The organism is Nocardiopsis sp. L17-MgMaSL7 (assembly GCF_003182025.1).
GTDB classification, from domain to species: Bacteria; Actinomycetota; Actinomycetes; order Streptosporangiales; family Streptosporangiaceae; genus Nocardiopsis; species Nocardiopsis prasina.
This window is the reverse complement of the sequence record NZ_QGTF01000008.1, coordinates 233,076-248,879: the sequence shown is the minus strand read 5'-3', so window position 1 is coordinate 248,879 and position 15,804 is coordinate 233,076. Positions and strand designations below refer to the sequence as shown.

General features: G+C 71.4%; 14 protein-coding genes. 5 read left to right on the top strand and 9 right to left on the bottom strand.

What is annotated here, in order from left to right:
* The first annotated feature begins 78 nt into the window (after nt 1-78).
* Nucleotides 79-1,752: a CocE/NonD family hydrolase gene (locus BDW27_RS16430; protein ID WP_110050043.1), complete on the top strand. Its 1,674-nt coding sequence runs from the start codon at nt 79-81 to the stop codon at nt 1,750-1,752.
* Between the two features lie 202 nt (nt 1,753-1,954).
* Nucleotides 1,955-3,031 (top strand): serine protease, encoded by a 1,077-nt coding sequence (locus BDW27_RS16425; protein ID WP_017542596.1) that lies wholly within the window; start codon nt 1,955-1,957, stop codon nt 3,029-3,031.
* Between the two features lie 103 nt (nt 3,032-3,134).
* Here BDW27_RS16425 and BDW27_RS16420 read toward each other — a convergent pair whose 3' ends face one another.
* A complete protein-coding gene (locus BDW27_RS16420) occupies nt 3,135-4,559 on the bottom strand; it encodes an aldehyde dehydrogenase family protein (RefSeq protein WP_110050041.1) in 1,425 nt (474 codons plus the stop codon).
* Nucleotides 4,560-4,708: 149 nt separating this feature from the next.
* On the opposite strand from BDW27_RS16420, the gene BDW27_RS16415 reads away from it, so the two are divergent.
* Entirely contained in the window at nt 4,709-5,131 is a 423-nt protein-coding gene (locus BDW27_RS16415) for a hypothetical protein (protein ID WP_017542594.1), read from the top strand.
* A 131-nt stretch (nt 5,132-5,262) separates the two neighbouring features.
* The gene (locus BDW27_RS16410) at nt 5,263-7,050 is read left to right on the top strand and encodes a hypothetical protein (RefSeq protein WP_110050040.1); all 1,788 of its coding nucleotides are present in this window, start codon (nt 5,263-5,265) and stop codon (nt 7,048-7,050) included.
* Between the two features lie 31 nt (nt 7,051-7,081).
* On the opposite strand, the gene BDW27_RS16405 is transcribed toward BDW27_RS16410, so the two are convergent.
* Nucleotides 7,082-7,678 carry an HD domain-containing protein gene (locus tag BDW27_RS16405; RefSeq protein WP_017542592.1) on the bottom strand — a complete coding sequence of 199 codons (597 nt, stop codon included), beginning with the start codon at nt 7,676-7,678 and terminating at the stop codon, nt 7,082-7,084.
* A 44-nt stretch (nt 7,679-7,722) separates the two neighbouring features.
* On the opposite strand from BDW27_RS16405, the gene BDW27_RS16400 reads away from it, so the two are divergent.
* Nucleotides 7,723-8,604, top strand: coding sequence for a hypothetical protein (locus BDW27_RS16400; protein ID WP_017542591.1), 882 nt, complete (start codon nt 7,723-7,725; stop codon nt 8,602-8,604).
* 1 nt (nt 8,605) lies between these two features.
* Here the strand turns inward: BDW27_RS16400 and BDW27_RS16395 are convergent, their stop codons facing one another.
* From BDW27_RS16395 to BDW27_RS16365, 7 genes are all read right to left on the bottom strand, one after another.
* A complete protein-coding gene (locus tag BDW27_RS16395) occupies nt 8,606-9,019 on the bottom strand; it encodes an SdpI family protein (RefSeq protein WP_110050038.1) in 414 nt (137 codons plus the stop codon).
* Nucleotides 9,016-9,429: a thiol-disulfide oxidoreductase DCC family protein gene (locus BDW27_RS16390; RefSeq protein ID WP_017542589.1), complete on the bottom strand. Its 414-nt coding sequence runs from the start codon at nt 9,427-9,429 to the stop codon at nt 9,016-9,018. The genes BDW27_RS16395 and BDW27_RS16390 overlap by 4 nt, the downstream gene beginning before the upstream one ends.
* A 201-nt stretch (nt 9,430-9,630) precedes the next feature.
* Nucleotides 9,631-11,253 (bottom strand): serine hydrolase, encoded by a 1,623-nt coding sequence (locus BDW27_RS16385; RefSeq protein ID WP_233515782.1) that lies wholly within the window; start codon nt 11,251-11,253, stop codon nt 9,631-9,633.
* Between the two features lie 287 nt (nt 11,254-11,540).
* A complete protein-coding gene (locus BDW27_RS16380) occupies nt 11,541-12,644 on the bottom strand; it encodes an ABC transporter ATP-binding protein (RefSeq protein ID WP_017542586.1) in 1,104 nt (367 codons plus the stop codon).
* Nucleotides 12,641-13,729: an ABC transporter ATP-binding protein gene (locus BDW27_RS16375; protein WP_017542585.1), complete on the bottom strand. Its 1,089-nt coding sequence runs from the start codon at nt 13,727-13,729 to the stop codon at nt 12,641-12,643. The genes BDW27_RS16380 and BDW27_RS16375 overlap by 4 nt, the downstream gene beginning before the upstream one ends.
* Nucleotides 13,730-13,731: 2 nt before the next feature.
* Nucleotides 13,732-14,760 carry an ABC transporter permease gene (locus BDW27_RS16370; RefSeq protein ID WP_017542584.1) on the bottom strand — a complete coding sequence of 343 codons (1,029 nt, stop codon included), beginning with the start codon at nt 14,758-14,760 and terminating at the stop codon, nt 13,732-13,734.
* Nucleotides 14,760-15,764 (bottom strand): ABC transporter permease, encoded by a 1,005-nt coding sequence (locus tag BDW27_RS16365; protein ID WP_017542583.1) that lies wholly within the window; start codon nt 15,762-15,764, stop codon nt 14,760-14,762. Before BDW27_RS16365 ends, BDW27_RS16370 begins: the two co-directional genes overlap by 1 nt.
* Nucleotides 15,765-15,804: the final 40 nt, after the last annotated feature.

The window sequence follows — 15,804 nt, the reverse complement described above, 5'->3', positions numbered from 1 at the left end:
GCCGGTGTCCCCGTCCCCGATGGTGCTGGCGCGAGCGCCCATCGGAGCCTCCCTCCCCCCACCCCCGAGGTTCCCGCCATGTCCCGAGTCAGTACGCGTCCCCCCTCCAGCGAGCGCTCCCGCTCCCGAGCGCGGACCCCCTTCGGTGCGCGCTTCCATGCTCTCTCCGCCACCGCCGTGGCGGCCGCCGTCGCGGTCGCCGCCCTGTCCCCGGCGCCCGCCTCCGCGGTCACCGTCTCCTCCACCACCAGCTACGAGACCATCGTCAGTCACGACGGCACCGAGCTGAAGGCCAAGGTCATCACCCCCACCGACGCCGAGGGCCCGCGCCCCCTGCTCGTGATGCCCTCGGCGTGGGCGACCCCGCACATCCTCTACGTCGGCGCGGCCAAGAAGCTGGCGGAGGAGTCCGGTTACCAGGTCGTCGCCTACTCCTCCCGCGGGTTCTGGGACTCCGGCGGCGGCATCGAGGTCGCCGGCCCCGAGGACAGGGCCGACGCCAGCGCCGTCATCGACTGGGCCCTGGAGAACACCGAGGCCGACGCCGACCGGATCGGCATGGCGGGCATCTCCTACGGCGGCGGGATCAGCCTGCTCACCGCCGCCGAGGACGAACGGGTCAGGGCGGTCGGTTCCATGAGCGGCTGGGCCGACCTGGGGGCCTCGCTCTACCCCGGAGACACCATCGACGTGCAGTCCGCCGAGCTGCTGCTCCTGGCCGGGAACCTGCTCGGCACCCCCGGGGACTCCCTCAGGGAGATGGAGCGCGAGTACCGGCGCGGCAACGTCGACCCCATCCTGGAGATGGCGCCGGACCGCTCCGCCGCCACCAAGGTGGACCGGATCAACGCCAACGGGACCGCCGTCATGATGGCGCACGGATGGAACGACGGCATGTTCCCCGCAGGGCACATCGCCGACTTCTACGAGGAGCTGTCCGGCCCCAAGCGGCTCATGCTCTCCCCCGGCGACCACGCCACCTCCGAGGCGTTCGGCGCGGTGGGGCTGCCCAACGAGGCCTGGGAGGACCTGGCCCGCTGGTTCGACCACCACCTCAAGGGCGAGGACAACGGCATCGACGCCGAGGACCCGGTGCGCGTCAGACCCAACAACGGCGACGGCGCGTGGTCCTCACACGCTGACTGGCCCTCGGTGACGACGGCGACTGACGAGTACCACCTCGACCGGCCCAGCTCCAGCTGGGGCCGCTGGCAGAGCCAGGGCGCGATGGTCGGCGAGCCCGCCACCGGCTGGGACTACGGCTTCCGGACCGGGATCGGCACGACCGCCCGCAGCGGCACGGTGATCCTGTCGGGTGCGCTCCAGCAGTTCTTCGACGTGCCCACCGGTGTCCTGCTGCCCACGGTCGACCGGCACCGGGCCGCCGTGTGGACCAGCCCCGCCTACCCCGACGGCGCCCGAGTGGCGGGGACCCCCGAGGTGACGTTCACGGTCACCCCGACCACCGCCGACCAGTCGGTCTTCGTCTACCTGTACGCGATCAACGAGCGGGGCACCGGTTCCCTGCTCAGCCACGCCCCCCACACCCTGCGCGACGCCGCCCCGGGCGAACCGGTGACGGTGCGGACGGAACTGTCGTCGGTGGTGTGGGACGTACCGGCCGGACACCGACTGGCCGTGGTGGTGGACAGCAAGGACGCCCGGTACGTCAGTGAGAGCCGGGTCGGCAACCGGGTGACGGTGACCTCCCCGGAGGAGGAGCCGACCCGGGTGACCATCCCGCTCGGGTAGGCCGGTGCGGGTTTTCTGCCCGTGATCAGCGCCGAAAACCCGAGTTCCGGTCAACGGAACACCACGGACAGGGCGACCGGCCGTCCCGTCTCACGCAGAGACGGCCGGTCGCCTTCCCGAGGAGCCCATGACTTCCCGAGAAACCCGCGACACAAACCCAAAGTAGTTATCGAGTTACTCCAAGTGTGCGAAGATCGTGGTCATGACCTCGCCCACCGCACGCAGGATCCTCGCCCCGCTGGCCGCAGTCGCGGTCGCCTTCGGGGGTCTGGCCCTCATCGACCACCTGCCCGCCCCGGCCTCCGCCGTCTCCCAGGCCATCCACGCCTCAGCCGTCCTCCCGGACGCGCTCGCCCCGGAACGCCCCGCACCGGAAGGGCGGACGCCCGCCTCCCGAACGGACGGGATCGACCACCAGGCCGGTGCCGTGACCGGCGAACAGCGCACCGCGGTCCTCGACTACTGGACCAGCGACCGCATGGCCGCGGCCCAGCCCATCACCAGCCTCGTGGAGTCCACCCTCGGGCTGGCCGACCCGCTCAAGCAGTCCACCGACATCCAGCCGCAGGCCTCCAGCCCCAACAGCGACGGCGCGCGCTGGAACGACGGCGGCAAGGTCACCGAGACCACCGGCAAGGTGTACCTGACCATGGACGGCAAGGACTTCACCTGTTCCGCCTCGGTCGTGGACTCCGCCAACAAGAGCACCCTGGTGACCGCCGGGCACTGCGCCAAGGACGGCAAGGGCTCCTGGGCCCAGAACTGGACCTTCGTCCCCGGCTACTCCTCCGGTGACAGCCCGCACGGCAAGTTCACCGCGCGGGACCTCATGGTCGCCCCGCAGTGGTCCAACCGGGCCGACGACAGCTACGACTTCGCGATGGTCGTGCTGAACGAGGACGGCGGCACTCCGGTGCAGGACAGGGTCGGCGCGCAGAAGCTGTCCTTCTCCACGTGGACCGATCAGAACGTGAACAACGGCCTACAGGTCTACACCTTCGGCTACCCGGCCGCCTCCCCCTTCAACGGCCGCGAACTGCACTACTGCTCCGGCCGGACGGTACCGGACACCGGCGGCACGACCGCCAACGGGGTTCGCTGCACCATGACCCAGGGCTCCAGCGGCGGCCCCTGGTTCACCGACTTCGACCCCGCCACCGGCGAGGGCACCATCTCCTCGGTGGTGAGCTTCAAGTACGCCGACGACCGCAGCACCCAGTACGGCCCGCGCCTGGGCGCCGAGGCCAAGCGCCTCTACGACCACGCCGCGCAGCTCTAGGAACCGTTCACCCGAAACCCTCCGCGCGCGGGACCCGGGGTCACGACGGGGCGGTGGCAGCCGAACACCGGCCGCCACCGCCCCGTCCCCTGTCTCCCCGGAGCTACAGGTCGATCCCCGTGAGGACGAGGACCCGCTCGTGGGTGAGGTCCGTCATCGCGGCGCGCAGGCCCTCCTTGCCCACACCCGAACCCTTGACGCCGCCGTAGGGCATCTGGTCGGCACGGAAGGTGGGGACGTCCCCGACGACCACACCGCCGACCTCCAGCTCCCGGTGGGCGCGGAAGGCGGTGGGCAGGTCCCGTGTGAAGACACCCGCCTGGAGACCGAAGTCGCTGTCGTTCACGGCGGCGAAGGCGGCGTCGGTGTCGGCCACCCGCTGGACCACCAGCACCGGACCGAACACCTCCTCGCGCACCACCCGGGAGTCGGCCGGGGCGTCGGCCAGGACGGTGGGCGCCACGGTGACGCCGTCACGCGTGCCGCCGGTCAGGAGGCGGGCCCCCGAGGCGACCGCCTCGTCGATCCAGGACGTCACGCGTTCGGCTGCCGCCGCGTCGACCAGCGGGCCCACGTCGGTCTTGGGGTCGGCCGGGTCGCCGGTGCCCAGCGTCTCGACCTCGGCGACCAGGCGCCGCACGAACTCGTCGTGGACGGCGTCGGTGACCACGACCCGCTGCACTCCGATGCAGACCTGGCCTGCCTGGTTGTTGCCGAACAGGGCCACCCTCTTGGCGGCCCAGTCGAGGTCGGCGTCGTCCAGCACCGCGGCCGCCGCGTTGCCGCCGAGTTCGAGGGTCACGTGCTTGTGTGGGGCGCGTCGCTGGAGTTCCCAGCCGAACGGTCCGCCCGTGAAGGAGATGACGGGCAGCCGCTCGTCGGTGATCAGCGGGGCGGCCAGCTCGTTGGGCATGGGCAGGATCGAAACCATGCCTGCGGGCAGGTCGGTCTCGGCCAGGATCTCGCCGAGGACCAGGGCTGTCATCGGGGTGGCCGGGGCGGGCTTGAGCACGACCGGCGCGCCCACCGCGATGGCCGGGGCGACCTTGTGGGCGACCAGGTTGAGCGGGAAGTTGAACGGCGAGATGCCCAGGACGGGGCCCTTGGGGACCCGTCGGACGAGCGCCATGCGCCCGGTGCCTCCGGGGTCGGTGTCCAGGCGCTGGAGCTCGCCGCTGTCCCTGCGGGCCTCCTCGGCGGCCCAGCGGAACACCGACACGGCACGTCCGGCCTCGGCGCGGGCCCACTTGATCGGCTTGCCGCTCTCGGCGGTGATCACCTGGGCGATCTCCTCCGCGCGTTCGCCGATGCGCCGGGAGACGTGGTCCAGGGCCCCGGCGCGGACGTGCGCGGGCAGGGCGGCGGCCTCGGCGGACACCGCGTGCGCGGCGGAGACGGCGGCCTCCACCTGCGCCTCGGTGGGCACGGAGACGACGCCCGCCGTCCCGCCGGTGTAGGGGTTGCGGACGGTCAGCTCGGTGTCGCCGGTCGCGGCGGTACCGGCCAGCCAGAACGGGTGCGTGGTCATGTCGGCGACGCTAACCCCCAGCCGAGGCGGCACGCCTTGTCCACTGTCGCCAATCCTGAGCTCCGACTTGGCCACTGTGGCGCATACGGTCGGGGAATGTCGGGGGCCCCGGACACTATGGGTCCGAACGAGAACCCTGGGAGCCCACCATGAGCGTCAGCCTGTACTACAGCGCCCACCGCGACACCCCGCTCAGCGACGCCGAGCGCGCCGAGCTCCGCCGGATCGTCGCCGAGGGAGAGGACGCGCTGACCGCCTTCGCCACGCGCGCCCTTCCCGCGTGGGCCCGTGACGGTGAGGTCACCGACCCGGACCTGGAACCCGGGGAGCTGTTCGAGCCCCTGGCGCCGTACTCCTTCGGCGGTGAGCGCGGGGAGCTGTTCGCCGGATCCAGCAAGATCTCCCACACGGCCAGCGGGCCCGAGCCCCAGATGGCCCAGCTGAACCACTATCTGGCCGCGCTCGCCCGGCTGCGGGACGCGGTTCCCGGCGCGGAGTGGCGTGTGAGGATTGATGACTTGGCCGTTCCTTGGGTAGACGGAGAGTACGACCTGGGGTCGGCGGGGCACTGACCCGTCGAAGGGAACCTGGTCAACCGGCTGGCGCAGCGACGGTCCTTCGTCCACAGTGGTGAGGGAGGGCTCTGCCAGCGGGTTCGGCCGGACCCTCGGGTCCGCCGCCGTCGGGAACCCGGGAGTGCCCATTGCCGCTCGTCTACCGCACGTTGGTCGCCGTCCACGACGACGACGGGGACCTGGTCTCGGTCGCCTCCTCCGTCCTCTCCCGCTGGCTGAGCAAGCGCGGTAACTCGGGTGCGCGGGTGGACTTCGCCGACTCGGGCCGGTACGAGCTGAGCAACCGTTCACGGGCACTGGTGGCACGGCACCACAACACCGACGAGGGCCTGACCTTCCTTCGGCTGACCACCGAGTCCGAGAAGCCCGAGGGCGTGTGGCGCACCCTGGCCACGGTGGTGGTGGACCCCGAGCTCTCCCCGTGGAACTACGTGTGGATCGACATGACCGTCGACCCCGCCGAGCCCTCGGACTCCCCCCGCTCCGAGGTGATGCCGCCCGAGGCGGCGCGCATGCTGCTGGAGGCGGTGGGCGCGCACGACGGCGCCCACCCCCTGCCGTCCTCGCCCCGGATCGTGCGCGGGCGCGACGACGAGGACGTGGCGACCCTGGTCGCGACCATCCGCGATCCCCTGCGCCGCCTGGCGGTCGTCGCGACCGGCGCGCCGCGCGACGTGACCGTGGCCGACTGGCGCACCTCCATGGCGGGGACGCTGTCCCGCTGCACGGGCATGTGCGCCGGGTACGTGCTGGACGGGGCGGCCCTGGAACGGGTCGCCGAGCTCCTCCCCCGTGGCCTCGACGTGCCCGTGGGCGGGGTGCGCACCTTCTTACCGGGCGTGGACCCCTCCGACGAGAGGGACGTCCAGCGCCACCCCCGGATGAGTCCGGGCACCCTCGACACGGCCCGCGAGGGCGAACGCGTGCGCAACTGGGTGGGCGCCGCCCTGTCCCGGCGGGTGCGCGACAACGCTCTCGGCCTGCGCCTGCCCGAGGCGCTCCGGTCGATCGACGCGCTCCTGGCCGAGGAGACCGAGGACCTGCGCCGGGGTCCGAACACCCGTGCCCCCGTTCCCCCACGGGCACCCTCAGGATCGGGGAACGTCATCGCACACCAGTCAGGGCACGACTCCGTCTCCTCGGTGGAGCTCGCCGCCGCCCAGGCCCAGGAACAGCAGGTTCGGCGGCTCAGAGACGAGGTCCGCAGGCTCAACGCGCGGATCGGTGAACTGTCGGACGAACACCAGGCCATGCTCGCGGAGACCGCCGACCTCGCCGACGAACTCGCCGTCGCCAGGGAGGAGCAACGCTCGGCCCGGTTCGAGGCCCGGTGGCTGCGCGACCAGGCGAGGGACGCCGGTCTGTTCCGGCTGGCCGCCGCCCCGGCCCCGCGCGACCCCGAGCTGCGTCCGCCGTCCAGCGTGGCGGAGCTACTGGAACGGATCACCGACGGATCGGCCCTGCCGCACCTGTTCTTCACCATCGAGGACCAGACGGTGTACGAGCTGTCCGACAGCCGCAAGGAGGGGCTGTGGGTGACCCGGGCCTGGGAGGCGCTGATGGCCCTCAACGACTACGCCCGCTACCAGTTCGACAACCCGGGCAGCGGGCTGGGCTTCCACTCCTACCTGCGCGAACCCCCGGACGGCTACCGGGTGATCCCGGTCAAGCGGCTGGCCTCGCAGGAGTCGGACTACGTCCGCAACCGGGGCAAGCTCAACGAGAAGCGGGTCTTCCGGGTGCCGAGCGAGGTGGAGCCGGACGGCCGGGTCCCCATGTACGCGCACATCAAGCTGGACATCGAGTACGGCATCTGCCCCCGGCTGTACTTCTTCCCGCACCTGGGCCCGGACACCACGAACAGGGTGTACGTGGGCTACCTGGGGCGCCATCTGCCCGTCCAGCAGTCCAACTGAGCCCCACCGAGCCCACAGGGGTGCTTCGGGGTCAGACGAGGGCGTGGCCGAAGGAGCGGGACAGGGCGACCAGGTCGGGTTCCCCGTACCGTTCCACCAGGTCCTTGAAGCGGAGTTCCTTCTCGGGGCCGAAGCGGCTCACCTTGGCGGCGTAGGTGTCGGCGGTGAGGAAGACCGGCGGCCGGCTCTTGCTGTGGAACTTGTCCGCGTACATGACCAGTTCCTCCTCGGGTGACTCGGCGAGGTAGTCGGCGACCGGGATGGGCAGTCGCTGGGTGCGCACGTCGTCGCGGGTGACCCCCACTCCGGTGTGGTGCGAGCAGAACCGGCACAGTGTCTCGGGCAGCCCCTCCTCCGCCAGCAGTTCGTGACCGAGCACCCCGTGGCTCACGTAGCGGGAGCCGTCGATCCGACCGTGCTCGTCCATCAGGCGGTAGACACCGACATCGTGGAGCAGGCACCCGGCGCGGACGAGGTCCGCGTCCACACCGGTGGGCGCGCGGTCGAGCAGCGGTTCGGCGACCTCGCACACGGCCCGGCAGTGGGTGTACACGAGCTCGAAGGCCTCGGCGGTGGGCGCGTGACGCTCGTGGAGGGCCCGGATCTCTTCGTCGGTGGGGATCTGCATCCCAGCAGACTAGGGCAGCCGGGACCGGACATACCCTGGGTGCCGTGACGGGAACGAGGACCGAGGCCCTGAGGGGTCTGGCGGAGACGGAGTGGCGCGAGCGCGCCGAACTGCACGGGCGTCGGGTGGATGCCCTGGTCGGCGACCACGTCCGGCGCAGGAGCGCGGGCGAACGGCACCCCGTCGAGGACTTCCTGTTCACCTACTACAACCTCAAGCCCGCACAGCTGCGGCGCTGGCACCCCGGTGTGGGAACGGTGCTGCTGGGCGAGGGCTCACGCGAGCGGCTCTCCGAGCGCTTCTACACCGGGCTCTCGGGCGGGGTGGGCCTGGACGTGCCCGCGTTCCTGGCCGCCCGTCCGGTGCTGGACTTCGTGGAGCGCCTGTTGTCCTCGGTGGCCGAGCGCCCCGCGCACCTGGGCTGCTTCGGACTGCACGAGTGGGCCATGGTGTACCGGACCGAGGAGGTCCGACACGGCCAGGTCCCGCTGCGGCTCGGTCACGAGGGCACCGACCGTGTGGTGGAGTCGCACCGCGTCCAGTGCTCCCACTTCGACGCGTTCCGGTTCTTCACCGGACCGGCGCGCCCGCTGAACACGCTCCAGCCCACCAGGGAGCGCCAGGCGGAACTGGACCAGCCGGGGTGCCTGCACGCCAACATGGACCTGTACAAGTGGGCGTACAAACTCACCCCGGCGGTCCCGTCGGAGCTGGTGGCGGACTGCTTCGAACTGTCGAAGGAGATCCGGGTGCTGGACATGCGCGCCTCGCCCTACGACCTCCGGGAGTGGGGTTACCCGCCGGTCCGGATCGAGACCGCCGAGGGTAAGGCCGCCTACATGGAGTACCAGCGGGACTTCGCCGAGCGCGGAGCGGTGCTGCGCGAGCGGGTCCTGGACGTGTGCCGGGCCCTGCGCGCGGCCTGATTCAGGGCAGGTCGGCGCGGCCCACCTCTCTGGCCTCGCGCTCACAGGCCAACCGGTGGGCCCGCCACGTGCCGGTGAGGAGCACCACGAGGCTGATCCCGACGGGCACGAGCACAGCGGCGGCCTCCCAGCTCGGGGTGGTCGCCAACGGCAGCAGGACCAGACCCGGCAGACAGACCAGCCCGGCCGCGATCGACCAGTGCGCGGAGAGCTCGTGCACGGCGTACCAGGCGTCTTCGCTGGAACGGGTGTAGCGGGTCCGTATGCCGAAGAGCTCGTTCGGCTTGATCCGCCGTCGGGCGCCCAGTGCCCCCATGAGCACCAGGACCACCGTCATGAGCAGCAGGCAGCCCATCGTGCTGAGGAACGCGCCGAGGGGCATCGTCTGATCAGAAGCCGCGGCCAGGGGGTTCACGGGGGTGTGGTCCTTCCGCTCGGGGGTGGGAGGGCGCAGGAGGCGGTTCCGCCGGGGAGCCGGTGCCGGTTGGCGGCCACCACCCGGTAGACGGCGCGGTTGAGCACGCGCACCCCGGGCATCAGCAGCAGCCGGCCGAGGGTGCGGGCGGGGAGCCCGGCGCCCAGGAGCACCCCGGCGATGGCGTCTCCTCCGGCGAGCCGCCGCCCGTCCCGGTGCACGAGCCAGGCCTGGGCGTCGGTCTGTTCGGGGGTGAGGCCGAGAGCGGGCAGGTCGGAGTCCTGCCAGGCGGCGAAGGAGGTCCGGGTGCGCAGGCGCTCGCGCGCGAAGGCGACCGCGCGCTGGCAGAAGCCGCAGTCCCGGTCGTACAGGAACAGCCCCGACCCGCGCGTGTGAGCGGTGTCCGCCATGATCCCGTTCCTCCTGGTTCCGTTGCTCCTTCTTCCTTCCTACCTCCCCACTCCACCCGACCGACAGTCAGGGGCCCAAGCCGCGTCGAAACCCGTTGCGGCCGTGGATCGGTGTGCCAACCCTGAAATCCTGAACCAGTCGCCACCGGTCCCCGCGACGCGGAGGGCGCGTCACGTGAACCGGCAGCGGTCGGACCGGAGTCACAGGTGGGCGACCGCCAGGGCGTAGACCGACGCGGACAGCACGGTCAGGGAGAGCAGGACCGAGAGAGCGAACACGGGGACGTGCAGCCAACGGAACCGGCCCGCCTCCACCGGAACTCTGACGAAGTGCCAGGCCAGGACCGACGCAGCTGCGGCGGCCACACCGACGGACCAGGCGAACAGCGCGTTCGGCACGTCCGTCCACACCCCGATGTGCTGGAGGTAGGTGAGCCAGGCGAGGTTTCCCAGAGAGAGCGAGACGATCCGGAGCCGGTCGATGGGGCGCTGGGTGACCAGGGTGCGCCGCCGAACCGCGAGGGCGAGCAGCAGGACGGGAGGGACGATCAGCAGAAGAAGCGTGAGCCCGGCGCTGATCGCCGCCGTGGGCTCGGCGGACAGGACCGACTCTCCCGGCTGGTCGTCCAGCAGCCCCTCGACCACCGCCATCTCCTGGAAGGAACCGCTGTTGCTCATGAGCACCACGGCCTGTTCGCCGTCGTATCCCACCATGGTGGAGGCGCCGTAGGTCTTGCCGTTGTGCATGATCAGGGTGCCGCCGTCGGAACCCGTGACGCGGAGCCAGGCCAGGCCGGATTCCAGTTCCCCGAACCCGGGCACGGGGTCGATCTCGGGGCCTGCCGGGACCGGCTCCACCGAGTCCGCCCCCGGCGCGCTGCGAGCGGTAACCGCCGCGACCAGGACAGCAAGGTCCGCCGTGGTGCTCCAGGTGCCGGCGCCAGCCGCGGCGTAGTCGCTGTTGGTCCACGGAGTGATCCGCACGCCCGGCGAGTGGTGGGACCACGCGGCGCCCGCGGGCAGGTCCGACCCGGCGATGACGGTGTCCTCCAGACCGAGCGGGTCGAGGACGCGCTCACGCGCCAACTCCGGGTAGGTCGTCCCGGCCTCGGCTGCCAGGGCCCCTCCCAACACGGCCATCCCGTGGTTCGAGTAGACGTACTCTCCCCGGCTGACCGGGCTGGCGGTGGCCAGCCTGTCGAGCGGGTCCGCGAAACCCAGGTAGGGGTCGGCGCGGACGAGGGAGCCGACGAGGAAGGACGGCGCCGACAGGTCCTCAGTAGGGATACCGGGCAGCCCGGACTGGTGGGTGGCCAGCTCCTCCAGGGTGATCGTGGCGGTCTCGGGGTCGGCGAAGTCGACCTCGGGGAGGACCTCGCCGAGGGTGCGGTCCAGAGAGGTCTCCCCGTCCGCAACCATGTCAGCGAGGAGCATGCCGGTGACCACCTTGAACACCGAACCGGTCTCGAACGGGGTGTGCTCGTCCACCGGGGTGGCGCCGTCGGCGGTCCCTGCGGCGGCCCACTCGACCGCGGTGGGTTCGTCCAGGTCGAAGCGGCCGACGGACAGTCCCTGGACCTCCACCGCCCGGTCTCCGAGGACTGCCTCGAGGTCCTCGGTGAGCTCCGTGTCCCCGGAGACGACGGGGGCCGACACGGCCTGGGCCGGGGCGAACAGGTGTGCCAGGACCGCCACGACGGCGCCGACCACCAGGGCGATCAGCCAGACCCGGCGCGGCGCGGCGGGGGCGCGGCGCTTCCGAGCGGGCGTGCCGGGCGGCGGACCCGTGGGATGGGCGGTCGGGGGAGAGCCAACGGATGTCATGCTTCGATGATCCCCTGGACAGCTCTCCTGCCCGTAGTCGCCGTTGTCACCCCCTGGCCGGGAGGATCGCGTGTCCGCCCGGTGACAAACATCCGCCTGGCCCGATGACAACTGTCAGATCCGGCGTCCCGGGCGGGAGCCGACGGCCGGGACGCCGCCCTGCCGGATGACCGACGTGGAGGCCCTGCGCGGATCTTCCGCTTCGGAACGGGTCGGCTTCGTCAGAACCGCGCTCCGAACGACGGCGCGCGGGCACCCTCCGGGGGTACCCGCGCACCCGGTCCGGATCAGCTCGCGCCGTGCACGATCCGCTCGGCCAGCTCCGCTCGGGGCTGGACCTCGCCGGACAGGATCTGCTCGGCGTAGTGGCAGGCCACCCGGTGGGTGGGCTGCCCGCCCTCCAGCGGGCGCAGCTCGGGGCGCTCGGTGTCGCACCGCTCCTCCTGCCGCCACGGGCAGCGGGTGTGGAACCGGCAGCCCGCGGGCGGGTTCGCGGGCGAGGGCAGGTCACCGGCGAGCAGGATGCGCTCCCGGGTGTCCTCGACTGTCGGGTCCGGGACCGGCACCGCCGACATCAGCGACCGCGTGTAGGGGTGCAGCGGGGTCTCGTACAGCTGGTCGCTGGTGGCCTCCTCGACCAGTGACCCCAGGTACATCACCCCCACCACGTCGCTCACGTGCCGCACCACCGCGAGGTCGTGCGCGATCACCAGGTAGGTCAGGCCCAGTTCCTCCTGGAGCTCCTCCAGCAGGTTGAGCACCTGCGCCTGGATGGACACGTCCAGCGCGGAGACCGGTTCGTCGCAGATGATGAGGTCGGGCTCCAGCACCAGCGCCCGGGCGATGCCGATGCGCTGTCGCTGGCCGCCGGAGAACTCGTGCGGGTAGCGCTGGAGCGCCTTGGCGGACAGCCCCACCCGCTCCAGCGCGTCCACGACCCGGCGGCGCTGGTCCTCCCTGGTCCTCTGCCTCAGCTCCGACCGGCTCAGCCCCTCGGCCTCCGCCCCCTCGGGACCGCCGATCCCGTGCGTCTGGAGGCCCTCCAGGAGGATGGAGCCGATGTTCTGGCGCGGGTTGAGGCTGCCCAGCGGGTCCTGGAAGACCATCTGGAGGTTGGCGCGCTCGCGGCGCATCGACTCCGAGTCGAGCCCGGCCAGGTCGTCCCCGCCGAACCACACCTCGCCCTCGGTGATCTCGTTCAGCCGCAGCACCGCCCGGCCCAGGGTGGTCTTGCCGCAGCCGGACTCCCCCACCAGTCCGTAGGTCTGGCCCTTCTCGATGCTCAGCGAGACCCCGTCCACGGCGCGCACGTGCCCCACGGTGCGGTCGACGATCACGCCCCGCTTGATGGGGAAGTGGACCTTGAGGTCCCTGATCTCCAGCAGGCTCATCCCCGCTCCTCCTCGTCGTCGCCCACCACGGCCGGGCTCTCCAGCACGGCCCGGTCCACCACGTCGGCGTGGCTGATGGGGTTCACACAGCGGTGGACGTGTCCCGGGTCCCCTGCGCCCACTTCGACGAGCTGGGGCGGTCCCTGGAGGCACTCCATGGTGTAGTGGTCGCAGCGGGGCGCGAACGCGCACCCGTCCGTCCACGCGATGTTGTCGTTGACCGATCCGCGCACCGGGGTGAGCGGTTCGCCGCGGGGCGCGTCCAGGCGGGGGATGGAGCCGAGCAGGCCCACCGTGTAGGGGTGGGTGGGGTCGCTGAAGAGCGGCGCGCGTTCGGCGGTCTCCACCGCCCGGCCCGCGTACAGGACGTTGATGTCGTCGCACAGCCCGGCCACCACGCCGAGGTCGTGGGTGATCATCAGCAGCCCGGTGCCCTCCTCGGTGACCAGGTCCTTGAGCAGCTCCAGGATCTGGGCCTGGATGGTGACGTCCAGGGCGGTGGTGGGCTCGTCGGCGATCATCAGGCGCGGCTTGCAGGCCACCGCCATCGCGATGAGCGCGCGCTGGCGCATACCGCCGGACAGCTGGTGCGGGTACTCGTTCAGGCGCCGGGTGGGGTCGGGGATGCCCACCCGGTACAGCAGGTCGGCGGCCTCCGCCCTGGCGGCGGCGCCACGCATCCCCCGGTGCCGCTTGAGGATCTCGGTCACCTGGAGGCCGATGGGGACCACCGGGTTGAGCGAGCTGAGCGGGTCCTGGAAGATCATCGCCAGCTGGGAGCCGCGCAGGTCGCGCATACGGCGCTGGGAGATCCTGAGCAGGTCCGCCTCCTGCGGCTGCTCGCCCCGGTCGGACAGGCGCATGACGGCGCTGCCGCCGACCTTCACTCCCCGGTCCGGCAGCAGACCCATGAGGGCCAGGGAGGTGACGCTCTTGCCGCAGCCGGACTCGCCGACCAGACCGGTGACCTTGCCCTCCTCCAGCGTGAAGGAGACTCCGTCGACGGCGCGGGTCGGGTTCTGGCCCTTGCGGTGGAACACCACGGACAGCTCGTCCACCGCCAACAGCGGCGTGCTGGAACTCATGGTCACTTCCTCAACTTCGGGTCGAGCGCTTCCCGCAGCGCCTCACCCAGCAGGGTGAAGCCGAGCGCGGTGATGATGATGCCCAGGGCCGGGTAGACGGCCAGGGACGGTGCGCTGGACAGGAACCGCTGGGCCTCGGACAGCATCGTGCCCCACTCGGGGTACGAGGCGTCCGGGTTGCCCAGGCCCAGGTAGGACAGGGCTGCCGCGTCGATGATGGCCGTCGCCAACGTGAGCGTGGACTGCACGATCACCGGGCCCATGGAGTTGGGCAGGATGTGCGTGACGGCGATCCGGCGCTTGCGCACGCCCAGGGCCTGCGCGGCCAGCACGTACTCGCGGTTCCCCTGGGAGATCATCGCGCCGCGCAGCAGGCGGGCGAAGATGGGGACCTGGGCGATGCCGACCGCGATCATGACCGTGGTGAGGCTGGGCCCGACCAGGGCGGCGACGGTGACGGCCAGCAGCAGGGTCGGCATGGCCAGCATCATGTCGATGACGCGCATGACGACGTTGTCGACCTGGCGCCCCCAGCGTCCGCCCAGCACCGAGCAGGCGCCGGCGAGGCCGCCCAGGAGCGCGCCGAACAGGAAGCCGACCAGGGTGGCGACCACACCGACCAGGAGGGTCTGGCGTGCGCCGATCACCATGCGGGAGAACATGTCCCGGCCGAGGTGGTCCAGGCCCAGCCAATTCTCGGCACGCGGCCCGACGAACTCGTTGCGGTTCGGGAAGACCTCGCCGCCCCAGGCCTGGGAGGTGGGACTGTACGTGGCGATGAGCGGCGAGAACAGGGCGATGACGAGGAACACCGCGACGATGACCGCGCCGGTGATCGCCATGGGGCTGCGCCGCATGCGCTGGAAGGCCTCACGCCAGACCCCCGCGCCGTGGCTGCCCGCCTCCCGGTCGCCCATGAGTTCGGCGAGCCGGTCGACCTTGTCGGCCTTGCGCTTGTGGAACGGAACCTTCTCGTCGGCCCCGGCGGTGTCCGGTGCCTCGGGCGGGTTCGGACTCGGTGTCGTAGGCATCACTGGGCCCGCACTCTCGGGTCGAGGAGGCTGTACGAGATGTCGACCAGGAGGTTGATGAACACGTACATGGTGGCGATGAGGAGGATGAAGCCGGTGAGCACCGGATAGTCGCGGGTCTGTGTCGCCCCGTAGACGAACGACCCGATACCCGGGAAGGCGAAGACGCTCTCGGTGAGGACCGCGCCGGCGAAGAGGCTGCCCGCGAGCAGACCGACCGCCGTGACCACCGGCAGGAGCGCGTTGCGCAGCACGTGGCGGGTGCGCACCGTGGTGCGGTGCAGGCCCTTGGCGTTGGCGGTGCGGACGTAGTCCTCGCCCATGACCTCCAGGACGCTGGCCCGGGTCATGCGCGTGATGACGGCCAGCGGGATGGACGCCAGGGCCAGTCCCGGCAGGACGAGGTGGGCGAGCGCGTCCATGACCACGTCCCACTCACGCGTCATGAGGCCGTCCAGGACCACGAAGCCGGTGATGTCGGTGCGGCTCAGGCCCGGTGAGAGCCGGAAGGCGGAGGGGAGCACGCCCAGGTTCTCGGCGAAGACCACCTTGAGGATGAACGCCAGGAAGAAGACCGGGGTGCAGATGCCCAGGAGAGAACCGCCCACGGCGGCGAAGTCCAGCACCGTGCCGCGCTTGCGGGCGGCGAGGTAGCCCAGCGGCAGACCGACGGCGACGGCGAAGATCATCGCGGTCACGGCCAGTTCGAAGGTCGCCGGGAAGCGGAGGAAGAACTCGTCCAGGACCGGTCGGCTGGTCTGGAGGGAGGTCCCCAGGTCGCCCTGCAGGATGTTGCGCAGGAAGGTCAGGTACTGAACCGCGAGGGGTTCGTCCAGGCCGAGGGACCGGCGCAGAGCGGCACGCTGCTCCGCGGTCGCGTCGTCGGGGAGGAGGGCGTACTCGGGTCCGCCCGGCAGTCGTTGGAGCCAGACGAACAGCAGGATCGACAGACCGCCGAGTGTCGGGATCAGCTGTAGGAGTCGCCTGACGATGAATCGCAGCACCTGCGCCGCCTTTCGCCAGTGGTGAGAACGATGGACGCGG